This window comes from Bradyrhizobium sp. 31Argb, assembly GCF_043638955.1.
In the GTDB taxonomy this organism is placed as follows: Bacteria; Pseudomonadota; Alphaproteobacteria; order Rhizobiales; family Xanthobacteraceae; genus Bradyrhizobium.
Genome location: NZ_JBEGDB010000257.1, coordinates 1 through 11,673, shown reverse-complemented (window position 1 = coordinate 11,673; position 11,673 = coordinate 1). Strand labels below are relative to the sequence as shown.

Genomic DNA, 11,673 nt, shown 5'->3' with positions numbered 1-11,673 from the left:
GCGCGAAACTACTTCGCCGTCGTCGCCATTGCCGCCACTCTGCTCTGGATAAGGTAACTGTCCACACGGCCTAGTCTTACTGAGTCAGAAAGTCGCGGGCATATTTGAGGGTGAATCAGCTACCCAGAGGACTCAGGTGAGAGGGCTTTGAAATGGGTAGCCGAAGCAAGGATGGAAGTGAAGCGCGATTTGCGGCTTATGTGGACGGCTTGGTGAGCGTCATCGGACATGCGGATCGGGCGAAGCCGCTGCGCGATTACTGTGTTGGCCTGATGCTGCCTGGTGAGCGCAAGAGCGTAGAGCCGATGGCGGCGATCACGTCGCCGGAGCGCACAGCAGCCCAGCATCAATCGCTGCTTCATTTCGTGGGTACGGGCGGATGGTCGGACGAGAAGGTCTTGGCCAAGGTTCGGGAGATGGTGCAGCCGAAGATTGAGCGGCACGGCCCGATTGAAGCTTGGATCATCGATGACACTGGCTTTCCCAAGAAAGGGCGGCATTCGGTCGGCGTCGCGCGTCAATATTGTGGCCAACTTGGCAAGCAAGACAATTGTCAGGTGGCGGTTTCACTGTCGATTGCCAATCAGCACGCGAGCTTGCCGATCGCCTATCGTTTGTATTTGCCCCAGAGCTGGGCCGAGGAGGAGGAACGTCGAGAGAAGGCCGGTGTGCCCAAGGATGTTGTCTTCCAGACCAAGCCTGAGATCGCGCTGGAGCAAATCCGATCGGCCTGTGAAGCGGACATTGAGCGTGGCGTGGTACTGATGGATGCCGGATATGGCGCGGATACGACGCTGCGCAAAGAAGTGACGGCGTTGGGTTTGCGCTATGTTGCGGGCATCTTGCCGAGCACATCCGCGTGGCCGACCGGCATGGGACCACTGCCGCCCAAGAAATGGTCGGGGAATGGGCGGCCGACGAAATTGATGCGGCGGGATGATAAACACAAGCCTTGCTCGGTCAAGGAACTTGCTCTCAGTCTACCGAACCAAGCTTGGCGGAATGTCAAATGGCGCGAAGGCAGCGCTGACTTCTTGACCTCGCGCTTTGCGCGGCTCCGGGTCCGTCCCGCTCATCGCGATTACTGGCTGAGCGAGCCGCATGCCGAAGAATGGCTATTGATCGAATGGCCCGATGACGAATCCGAGCCAACGAAATACTGGTTCTCGACGCTGCCGGAAAACATCTCTTTCCGCGCCCTGGTCGATTTGACCAAGCTCAGATGGCGCATCGAACGCGACTACCAAGAGCTCAAGCAGGAGGTCGGCCTCGGGCATTATGAAGGGCGCGGTTGGCGCGGCTTCCATCACCACGCCACGTTGTGCATCGCCGCCTACGGGTTCCTGATCTCCGAAAGGGAGACGATTCCCCCCTCACGACCTCGTCGGCCCGCGTTCGTCAAAGAATTTGCGCTTCCCAAAAATCAAAAGCCCCGCGGCGCTCCCGCTCAGAACCGAGCGTCACATGCCGAATTCGATCGCTACCATGCGGCGGCGCCTTGCGAGTGGATTGGTTAGGCGGCTACGTAGATGTCCGTGTTGCGCAATCCAACTCGAGGTCCATGCGCCGTCATGATTTGTGACGCAGTAAGAATAGGAGAGGCGCTGAACGCTCGAAACGTAGCCGTTCTTCTCGGCGCCGGCTGCTCGTCTCTCGTGGTCGATAAGCAAGAGCGCGGGATCTCGACCATGGCTCCGCTGGCGAAAGAGTTCTGTAAGCACCCCGGAGAGCCTCAGATCGATGATGATTTTAACCCTATCCCTGCGCCGGCATGGGCGCTCGATAAGGCTGATGTCGAATTTCTTGGAAAGCTCGGCGCCAGTTTGGAGGATGCCGAGTACTCCCGAAATCTGGAGCGGCTCATGGAGCTGCTTTACAGCCTGCGGTTCGTTTACAGGAGGAGCAAGAAGGCGACGCACGAGGCCAGTGGCAAACGGGTCGAGAGTATCATTCAGAAAGTAAAGTCGTTCCTCTGGGAGCGCTGCACGAACGGGGAGTTTGCCAACGGCGATACTTCCGTTCTCGATCTCTACGAGGCATTTTACAGGAAGCTCGTTCTGCGAGATAGGTCTCTGCCAAGACCGTGGGTGGTTCCACGAGGCGGGACGGCCTTCACTGCTGCGGTTCGGGTCGGCCACGACGACACTGGCGGCTGATGATTGAGCGCCCGTCATCAGAAGAGATGGCGACCGCCCTCGAAGCCACTGGCGATTATCGAGTATTGCGCCGGCTGCGCGTTCGATCCGGTAGCCTAAATCCCCACCTGGGACTCGCCGCGGCATGGTACTTGACTTCCTGTCACATTTTAGCTTCGACGCGCCGCGCGACCTGCCCGATATGGAAATGCTCGAGGAGGCCGGCCTGCTCAGCAAGGCCAAAATGTTGGCCGGCGAGTTTCCCGATCCGTTGCCAGCACATGATGATGACCAGGACGATGACGAAGAAGCTGCAGATCGGACAGAGACAGGCTAGCCACATTTTCGCTGCGATGATCGCAATAGCGGCGAAGGAGACGTTGCACGGAGCCTAAACCCCAGCGCTGGCTAGGCATCCAAGAGACGGGCCGGTATCACGCCGGGGAATTCTTTAAGGCCGTGCCTTGTCGACCTCCTAATTCATCCCTATATTGGGGATGAATTATTGATGGAGTTCCGCATGTCTTCCGCCGAAGTACTGACACTCACGGAAGCAGGTTACGTGCTGAACCGGTCCGCGGCTGCGCTCAACAAGGCCGTCGATACTGGCATCATTCGCGCACGTCAGCGACGCGTCGGAAGCGGAGTTCAGCGCCTCCTCGGCCCGGCGGAGATGCGCTTTCTGCTGGTCGCCGACAGACTGGAAAGAGATCTCACCCCTGCGGGCCGGCGTCGCCTGTATGAGGCGATCCGGCAGCTCTCTTTCGACGCGCACCGAGTCGCGTTTGGCGAACTGGTCCTTGATCTCGGCAAGATCGACGCCGACCTCAAAACCCGTCTCCACCGTCTCGATGAACTGCGCCGATGGGTACAAGTCGGAGGTGATCGCAACGAACCCATCATTAAAGGCACCAAGATTCCTGTCTACATGGTGGCGGCCCTCGCCCGTGGGCAATCGGCCGAGGAGATTGTCGACGATTTTCCGTCGCTGACGCGCGATCAGGTTGAGGCCGCGATCGAATATGCCAAGGCGTATCCAAAGCGAGGACGCCCCTATCCCTCGCGGAGCCTGAAGCGGGCGCTGGCAGAGCTAGCCGACCTCGGGTTCGATGACGAAGCCGAGGCGGGCGAGGTTGCGCCGCGCCGGATTCCGTGACCGCATATTTGATCGACGAGAACGTGCTTCGCGAGTTTGGTGCGCGTGGCAACGCGAACGTGCGCAAGTGGCTTGCAACAGTCGACGATTCGGACCTCCGTCTGAGCGCCGCCACGCTTTTCGAGAAGCGGCGCGGCGCCGAGATGTTGAAGCGCCGCGATCCGGACAGGGCCGCGAACTTACTCAAGACGATCGGTGCGATCGAGAAAGCCTATGCGGACCGGATCATTCCGATAGACGCAAGTGTCGTCGCGGAATGGACCCGACTGCTTGGATCGAAGAACAAGGATCGGTGGGATCTGGCCCTCGCGGCGACTGCGCGGGTTTACGATCTTGTCCTCGTCACCCGCAACATCAAGGACTTCGAGACGCGCAGCGTGCGATTACTTAATCCCTTTCGTGACCCGCCGGTCCGGATTGAATCCTGACACGCCGCGATGTTCAAACGATGACTTGGATAGCTGCACATCGAGCTCGAGGACGTGAAAGCAGCCTGCCCTCGTTCACATCCGACCGACCACGTCGCGCCATCTGTCCGTGACGATAACGCGAGCCGGAAACCCTGGACGGATGGTGAGTGCGCAAGGTTATTTGAAGAGATCTAGTACCCACTTTTCTTGGATCGTGAGTCGTGATTCAAGATATGGATGATCCCCGAAGCAAGAGAAGTCCACCTTTCGCGGAAAGATCGCAAGGTGCTTGAGGCGTGTTGTCGCTCGCCGGTGACGTTGCAGCGCGATTTGAAGCGGGCGCGGATAGTTCTGTTGGCGGCGGACGGGCGCAGCACCCGCTCGATCGCCAAGGAAGTCGGCGTTCAGCCGCGGATTGTCAGCCTTTGGCGGCACCGCTATGCCGATCATGGCCTTGAAGGGCTGCAAGACAAGCCACGGCCCGGCAAGCAGCCGATCTATACGAAGGCCACCGACAAGCGGATTCTGAAGCTGCTGGATAAGCCGCCTCCGCAAGGATTTGCGCGCTGGACCGGCCCTCTGCTGGCCGAGGCGCTGGGCGATGTTGACGTCCAATATGTCTGGCGGTTCCTGCGCAGCCACAAGATTGACCTTGCGGCTCGCAAGTCCTGGTGCGAGAGCAACGACCCGAACTTTACGGCCAAAGCCGCCGATGTTGTTGGCCTCTACGTCGCCCCGCCCGCGAAGGCCATTGTGCTATGCGTGGACGAGAAGCCCTCGATCCAGGCCTTGGAGCGAGCGCAGGGTTATCTGAAGTTGCCCAATGGCCGCGCCTTGACTGGCCAGAGCCACGATTACAAGCGGCATGGCACGACAACGCTGTTTGCGGCGCTTGAGGTCGCCACCGGAAAGATCATCGCGACGCATTCAAAACGTCGCCGCCGCGTCGAGTTTCTCGATTTCATGAACAGCGTCACCGCGGCCTTTCCGGGCCGAAAGCTTCACGTCATCCTCGACAACCTCAACACCCACAAGAAGAACGAGCCCTGGCTCAAGGCCCACCCCAACGTGCAGTTTCATTTCACGCCGACAAGCGCGTCCTGGCTCAATCAGGTCGAGGTATGGTTCTCGATCTTGCAGGGCCAGTCGCTCAGCGGCACCTCCTTCACTAGCCTCACCCAGCTTCAGGAACACATCGATGCCTACGTCAACGCGTACAACGACAAAGCCGAGCCCTTCGTCTGGACCAAGAAAAAGGTCCGTCAACGCCAGTTCAAAGGCCGCCGTATCACTCAGCTCTGATTCCGGGTACTAGGATATCGTAGCTAGGCTACGATTCGCGAGCTGGATCCAAGTGGCTAAACCCAAGCTTGGGTTTACGCGACCACTTCACGTCGATTCCACACGGGCCGCTGATGCGATGCCTGTCATTCGGCCTGCAATATTGGCTCTGACGCAATTTTGGTGCAGCTCCTTTCATTCTACGCCGATTAATCGGGCTTGGAGCAGATCGATTTTCCCGCGGCCATACATTTGACGCCTGACGAGCTTGAGGCGCGTGATCTGACCTTCGGTCTGGCCGTTAGGCGACGCGGACCAGGCCGCAGTCGTCGCAGCGCTCGACATGGCCGCCGAGCGTCGCTGTGCGACACGCCTCGATGGCCGCCATCACACGGCGCTAATCGGAGGACAGCCGAGGACCCTGCCGCGGCACGGAACGCGGCGCCGTGGCGGCGGAGGATGTCCGCCACCTCGAGCACGGGGCGCATATGCGCGGCTACGGGTGTGATCACTTGATGGAGAGCCCATCGAATGGGCTAGTCGTGCGGGCGAGCAGATTGGTCGCAACCTGTGCGTAGCGCGCGGTCGATCCGAGGTCGGCATGCCCGAGCGCGCCGTTTGTCAGCTTTGAGACCAATGTCCACGACGTGACGCTACACACACACCGCACAAGCGACTGTAGAACCTGCAACTTTCATATCGGCACGCCGCTTGCTTCATTCGGAGTACCATCACCGGTCGCGGGACGGTGATGGAGGGGCGGACTCGGCACGTCCTCCGTGGCGTCCGGCCGCTCCGCCCCAATTTGTTGTGAGGCGACATGAAACAGCATGTTCGAGTGGCTGCAACTGCGGTCGCAGCCGCTCACGCTCGCCGCCGTGATGTCCTTAGCGTGTAACACGAAACCACCAACTCTTCCTTCGGGAGTCCCCGATGATGTCTGTCGATCGCCCGGCCACCCGGCTCGCGACGCGCCTTGCATTTTTTGTCGCCGGCTTCGGCATGGCGGCCTGGGCGCCGCTGGTGCCATTCGCGAAGGAGCGGCTGGCGGTCGATGACGGAGTTCTCGGCTGTCTGCTGCTCTGCCTGGGCATCGGCTCGGTCGTCTCGATGCTTTTGACCGGTTTGTTGAGGGCGCGATACGGCAGCAAACCGATCATCCTGATCGGCGGGTTCGGAATTGCGCTCATCCTGCCGTGGCTCGCGGTTGCCGGTACGCCACTAGCGCTCGGGGCCGCGCTGGTTGCCTTCGGCGCCTCGCTCGGCTTGATCGATGTCGCTGCGAACTTCAATGCGGCCGAACTGGAACGTGCAGCGCAGCGTCCGCTGATGTCCGGCTTTCATGCGCAATACAGCATCGGCGAATTTGCTGGCTCCGTTGCGATGACCGCATTGCTCTGGCTGCACGTTGGGGCTTTGTCATCAACCCTGATCTGCTCGGCTCTCATGGCGATCGCGATGGTGCTGACCTGGCCGCGATTGCCCCCAAGCGCTGAGGCGCAGCAAGGGCCGCTGTTCGTCATGCCACGCGCCGTCGTGCTGCTGCTCGCGGCGCTCGCGGCGATCACCTTTCTGGTCGAGGGCGCGATGCTCGACTGGAGTGCCTTGCTGCTCGTGGACCGTGGCATTGTCCCGGAAGCGCAGGGCGGGCTCGGCTTCGTGTTGTTCTGCATCGCCATGACCGTTGGGCGTCTCGGTGGCGACGCCGTCGTGGCACGCGTCGGCGACCGCGCCACGTTGGTGTTCGGAAGTCTGCTGGCAGTCACGGGTTTCGCAGTCCTGCTAACCGCCTCGGTCCTTGCGTTTATCATGGCAGGATGCCTGCTCATTGGCCTCGGTGCATCGAACCTGGTGCCGGTCCTGTACCGGCGCGCCAGCGCCCAGAAGGCAATGCCCACAGGCCTTGCGATTGCGGCGATCACCACGGTTGGTTATGCCGGCATCCTCGTTGGACCCGCGGGCGTCGGCTGGCTCGCCAAGTTCGCAGGATTGCCGAGCGCATTTGGGATGTTGGCGGCACTCATGTGTCTGGTCACGCTGTCGGCGCGCAGCGTGACGGAAACGCGGTGAGGAGGACGCGGCGGCACACTCGGCGTGCGAGAAGAGGTGCGCCTTGGCATCGATCCGGAAGCCAACATCTTGCTTTGTGCGCCGCCAACGCATATTGCTGCGGTGCGGCAGCGCCATGCGCTACCGCTGCCCTTTATCGGCCGGGCTCGAAATGGTTTGTCCCGGCGGCGCCCTGCTATTTCTAGCGCTGGGCCCTGCAATTCCCCGTGCCGATAACCCTAGCGGAACTCGTGCCAAACGGCTGTTGTCGGTTCACGCAGAATAAAGGAAGAAGAGCCGGCGCCAGGGCTCGTGCGCCAGCTCCTCCCGAAACGGACCGCGTACGTCCCCAACGGTCCCGTCCCACAAGAAGCCTGTGACAGTTTCGTTGCCGATCTCGGCGCTGCGCGCCGCGGTCGCTTCGCGCAAGAACATCCTGGTCGCTAGCGGCACCTCGACCGGCAAGACTACTCTCATAAACGCACTGCTGGCCGAAATCGCCGGCAGCACCGATCGCGTGGTGCTGATCGAGGACACCCGCGAGCTGCAATGCCGCGCGCCCAATCTGGTCGCACTGCGCACCAAGGATGGCGTCGCGTCCCTGTCCGATTTGGTGCGGTCCTCGCTGCGTTTGCGCCCCGGCCGGATTCCGATCGGCGAGGTGCGGGGCAGAGAAGCCTTGGAGCTCCTCAAAGCCTGGGGTACCGGCCACCCCGGTGGAATCGGAACGATTCACGCGGGCACTGCGCTGGGCGCGCTTCGCCGCCTCGAACAGCTCATCCAAACCTGCTCGCCAAGGCGGACTCGATCGTCAGCGTCCTGCCATCATGTGAACCTGGCTGTCTCAAAGCGAGGCCGCGTGCGGGCTATCGGGCCCTTCATCGAGGTGTTCAAGTCGCCCCAGGTCAATGAAGAAGCTGCCGGCGCTCACTCCCGCCAGCTTCAATGGCTGATCTTTACAGCGACGTTGCTGGCATCGTCCCGGCCGGCAGCGACGCTTCTCCATTCAACGCCGGTAAGTCTGGCGGGCCGACGATCGGATCGCAGACGGCCGCGAGGCGCGCCGCCAGCTCGGCGCACTGGTTGCGAATGTCGGGAATCGCGACGATCTCCCAGAAGGCGGCGCGGGTCAGCGGGCCCACCGCGAACAGCCGCCGCGAAGCAATGCCGTTGCGGTTGATCACGGCGCAATCATCCGCGATGTCGATGCCGATCTGCAGGGCGTCCGCTCGCACCAGGCCCTGCTCGAACAGGCGCTGGATCACAGGATTGCTGGTCACCCGCGGGTCCTTCACGATCCCCGTGCAATCGACGATCAGGCCGACCTGGAGGCTGGCGGTATCCTGTCGGCCCCGCCGGCGATAGCGAACCAGCGCGCCGGCTGCATTCGGCTCGATGCCAGTGACCTTCGCAGCCACCAGGGAGAGACGACCCGATGCGAGCGCGCCGGCGAGGCGCATCGCCACTTCAGGCGCCGTGCGATGGCGGTGGATGTCCCACCAGGCCCGTGCGTGCTCGAGGAAACGACGCCTGGAGGCGAGCGGGAGCTCGTGCCAGAGCCGTTGCGTATAGGGTCTGATGGCGTCGATCACGCTGCGCCAGTCGCCTCCCGCGGCCATCTGCGCATCGATGCGCTCGCGCAGCCATCGCAGCAGGCGGCTGGCGCTCGCCCCGAAGGGGACGTCGCTTTCGTCGATTCGAGTCGGATCGGTGCGGCGATGAGCCCTGGCCAAGAGGCCGCGTCGCGACATTGCAACAATTTGGCCCCGATGGCCGCCTCGCAGCAAGGACAATAGGTAGTCGATCATCGTAAGTCCCGTGCCGAGGATCAGCACCGTTGCATCCCTGTCGACGGACGTGGACAGTGGTGCCCAGGGATCGGCGTCGCAGGGGAATCGGGCAACCGGGCTCTCATTGCCGGTGGCGAGGACGGCGACATCGCCAGTATGGGACGAAACGTTGTCAAGCATCACGGTGACGCCCGCGGTGCCTTCGATGACGTCTACGCATTGGCCATGCACAACGGTTAGGCGAGGGGCTCCGCTTTCGGATGACGTGAAGGGTGTGGTCAGTCTTGCAAGGTAATCGCCATAGGTCCGCCGCGGTACGAAACAATACGGATCAGGACACAGCGGCCCCTCTGCGCGGTTCGAAAGCCAGCGCCAGAAATGTTCGGGATCGTCGGGCAACGCACTCATGTTGGCGACGCGGACATTCAGGATATGTTCGGGATTGCTGGTGTGATAGGCGGCACCACGGCCGATCTCGAGCCGTCGCTCGATCAACGTCACTCGAAACCCGAACTCCGGGTTTTGCAGAAGCTGATAGGCGAGCAACACGCCGCTCGCGCCGCCGCCGATGACGATCGCATGCCTTGTCGCGAAATCGCTCATGAGACTGCACCCCGGTTGGCAATGAAATCAATGCATCGACGCTCGCCTCGTTCCCGATCCTAGCGCGCAAATTGCGCTGGTAATTTGAAAGGATTATTCTTCTACGAACGAAAGACGCGGGAGTTCAGAACTATCAGGAATCGGCATCTAGATCGCATGTCGTTGCTGTCGATGTTCGAGATGCCGTGCTGTGATCGTCTCGCGCGGCTCGCGGCATTCCATTTTTTGTCGTGCGAGGAGAAGCACATGCGCGTCGTTACGACAAATATGAAGGGCCATTTTATTGACGATTTGCCGAATTCGCTGGATATTCGTCAGGTAGAGATCGCTCTGCTAAGATTCAAAATCATTGCCGAGCAGCACCTGGATGACACGAATGTCGGCGCCGTTCTCGAGAAGATGGGTCGCAAAACTGTGCCGTAGTGTGTGCACCGTCACGCGCTTGTTCAGACCGGCTGCGATGTGGGCCGAGCGGCACGCCGCGTGCAGCACGGTCGCATCAAGCGGCCGCTCACTGTCGCGGCCGGGAAATAGCCTGCGTGTCGGTCGGGTTAGCCGCCAATAAGCCCTTAGAATCTTCAGAAGCTGCGGCGAGAGCATGACATAACGGTCCCTGCCGCCTTTGCCTTGTTCGACCCGGACTACCATCCGCTGGCTGTCGATATCCGCGACCTTGAGGAAAACCACTTCCGACACGCGTAATCCGGTGGCATAGACTGTCGTCAACGCTATGCGGCTCTTTAGGCTCGGGATCGCCTCCAGAAAGCTCACCACCTCGTCGGCACTTAGCACGACCAGGCAGCTTGCGTGGCTCTCGCGCATAGGCGATGCGCTCCGGGATCGTGCTGTGGCCGAGCGTCACCCCGTAGAAGAATCGCAACGCACAGACGATCTGGTTGAGTGCAGGCCATGATATCCCCCCGTCGCCACCAGATGAACCTGGAACGCGTGAACGTCCTCCAAACCCAAATGCTCGGGCGATCGGCCAAAATATCGGCTGAACTTCGATACCGCGTTGAGATATGATCGTTGCGTCGCCGGCGACAAATTGCGGACCGTCATGTCCTCGATCATGCGTCGGCGGAGAGGGCTCACCTGGGCTGCGGAAAACCTCCTGTCTGAAGGGTTGGGCTCTGAAAACCCTCGATCCTCTCAGACAGGAGGCGGCCGTTACCACCTCTTCTCAAATGCCGCGCCAGCGGCTTCGTTCAATCCTCAATCGATTCAAGCTAAAGCCATCACGCTCTAGGTGTTTAGTCCCAGGCTTTGATGGTGCATTCTTATCGCACGATTCGAAGGATGCGCTATGGGACAAGTTTTACACGGCTGCGCCACCACGACAGAGGCAATCCGTCGAGCAATACAAAATAGTCAAGAGAGCCTGAGAGCCCTCGCCAGGCGCTATGGGATCAACCAGAAGATTGTCGCGAAGTGGAAGGAGCGCGAGACCGTCGCCGATCTCCCGACAGGCCCGAAGGAAGCCAAATCGACCGTGCTTTCCATCGAGGAGGAGGCGATCATCGTCGCGTTCCGGCGGCATACGCTACGCCGGCTCGCTGGTCTGGCTCACCGTTCGACGGGCAAGGCTGAACTTCTTGCCCCCGCCGCCGGGAGACGCCTTTCCGCCGACGAGAAGGCCCTTCGCATTCACATTCGTAGAAGGGGGCTCCGCGGGAACGGGGTAGATCTCGCGACAGCTCCGACGGGCCTCGTACCGCCCTTCCTCCTTCTTGTGTCTTTTTAGGCGAGCAAGTGTGGCGTTTTGTTCCTCAATAAATGGGGGCAGCTCTTGAGAGCTGTTGTTGCATGCTCTAATTGTACGGCTCACCTAACTTTCCACCAGAAATGACGATGAATATCAACCGCTTAGAAACTCGATCAGCCCTACAGCCCTTAAGCGATCGTCTATCTCACACGATCCAGTCTGCGATTGACTGGCTTTCGAAGACACAGGACGCATCTGGATTTTGGGTCGGCATGGTCGAATCGAATTCGACCATCGAGGCTGAGTGGCTATTGGCGAGTCATATGCTCGGTTTTCAGTTGCCGTCCGAGAAGGAGGTCATCAAGGCTCTGTTGCAGCGGCAGCGGCCCGATGGTTCTTGGGGCATATATCCGGGTGCGCCCGATGGCGACATCAACTCGACGGTGGAGGTCTACGCGGCGTTACGCGCTAGGGTCTGTTGGGATTCATCGGGAGTTTATCACGGCAGCGGTCAGATGGATCATGGCTGCGAAGCTTTGATCTG

9 protein-coding genes and 4 pseudogenes are annotated in these 11,673 nt (G+C 60.7%); 10 read left to right on the top strand and 3 right to left on the bottom strand.

Going from position 1 to position 11,673, the window contains the following annotated elements:
• Positions 1–152 precede the first annotated feature (152 nt).
• From AAFX91_RS32990 to AAFX91_RS32965, 6 genes are all read left to right on the top strand, one after another.
• A complete protein-coding gene (locus tag AAFX91_RS32990; RefSeq protein ID WP_394569358.1) occupies positions 153–1,517 on the top strand; it encodes an IS701 family transposase in 1,365 nt (454 codons plus the stop codon).
• 171 nt (positions 1,518–1,688) lie between these two features.
• On the top strand, positions 1,689–2,156 hold the full coding sequence (locus AAFX91_RS32985) for a hypothetical protein (RefSeq protein ID WP_394569357.1): 468 nt from the start codon (positions 1,689–1,691) through the stop codon (positions 2,154–2,156).
• A 124-nt stretch (positions 2,157–2,280) separates the two neighbouring features.
• Entirely contained in the window at positions 2,281–2,472 is a 192-nt protein-coding gene (locus AAFX91_RS32980) for a hypothetical protein (protein ID WP_394569356.1), read from the top strand.
• A gap of 183 nt (positions 2,473–2,655) precedes the next feature.
• Positions 2,656–3,291 carry a DUF433 domain-containing protein gene (locus tag AAFX91_RS32975; protein WP_130230593.1) on the top strand — a complete coding sequence of 212 codons (636 nt, stop codon included), beginning with the start codon at positions 2,656–2,658 and terminating at the stop codon, positions 3,289–3,291.
• Positions 3,292–3,299: 8 nt separating this feature from the next.
• Positions 3,300–3,719 (top strand): type II toxin-antitoxin system VapC family toxin, encoded by a 420-nt coding sequence (locus AAFX91_RS32970; protein ID WP_245476746.1) that lies wholly within the window; start codon positions 3,300–3,302, stop codon positions 3,717–3,719.
• Positions 3,720–3,938: 219 nt separating this feature from the next.
• On the top strand, positions 3,939–5,003 hold the full coding sequence (locus AAFX91_RS32965; protein ID WP_394569355.1) for an IS630 family transposase: 1,065 nt from the start codon (positions 3,939–3,941) through the stop codon (positions 5,001–5,003).
• A 283-nt stretch (positions 5,004–5,286) separates the two neighbouring features.
• On the opposite strand, the pseudogene AAFX91_RS32960 reads toward AAFX91_RS32965, so the two are convergent.
• Positions 5,287–5,470 (bottom strand): annotated as a pseudogene (locus AAFX91_RS32960) (transposase zinc-binding domain-containing protein); the annotation flags it as partial.
• A 445-nt stretch (positions 5,471–5,915) separates the two neighbouring features.
• Here AAFX91_RS32960 and AAFX91_RS32955 point away from each other — a divergent pair.
• Together AAFX91_RS32955 and AAFX91_RS32950 are read left to right on the top strand one after the other, a co-directional pair.
• Positions 5,916–7,052, top strand: coding sequence for an MFS transporter (locus tag AAFX91_RS32955; protein ID WP_394569354.1), 1,137 nt, complete (start codon positions 5,916–5,918; stop codon positions 7,050–7,052).
• Positions 7,053–7,434: 382 nt separating this feature from the next.
• Positions 7,435–7,815, top strand: a pseudogene (locus AAFX91_RS32950) (ATPase, T2SS/T4P/T4SS family); the annotation flags it as partial.
• A 172-nt stretch (positions 7,816–7,987) separates the two neighbouring features.
• Here AAFX91_RS32950 and AAFX91_RS32945 read toward each other — a convergent pair.
• Positions 7,988–9,424: an FAD/NAD(P)-binding protein gene (locus AAFX91_RS32945; RefSeq protein WP_394569353.1), complete on the bottom strand. Its 1,437-nt coding sequence runs from the start codon at positions 9,422–9,424 to the stop codon at positions 7,988–7,990.
• Positions 9,425–9,769: 345 nt separating this feature from the next.
• A pseudogene (locus AAFX91_RS32940) lies at positions 9,770–10,498 on the bottom strand (site-specific integrase); the annotation flags it as partial.
• Positions 10,499–10,730: 232 nt separating this feature from the next.
• Here AAFX91_RS32940 and AAFX91_RS32935 point away from each other — a divergent pair.
• A pseudogene (locus tag AAFX91_RS32935) lies at positions 10,731–10,970 on the top strand (IS481 family transposase); the annotation flags it as partial.
• 305 nt (positions 10,971–11,275) lie between these two features.
• The coding region (locus tag AAFX91_RS32930; RefSeq protein ID WP_394569352.1) for a prenyltransferase/squalene oxidase repeat-containing protein at positions 11,276–11,673 on the top strand (398 nt) is incomplete at its 3' end.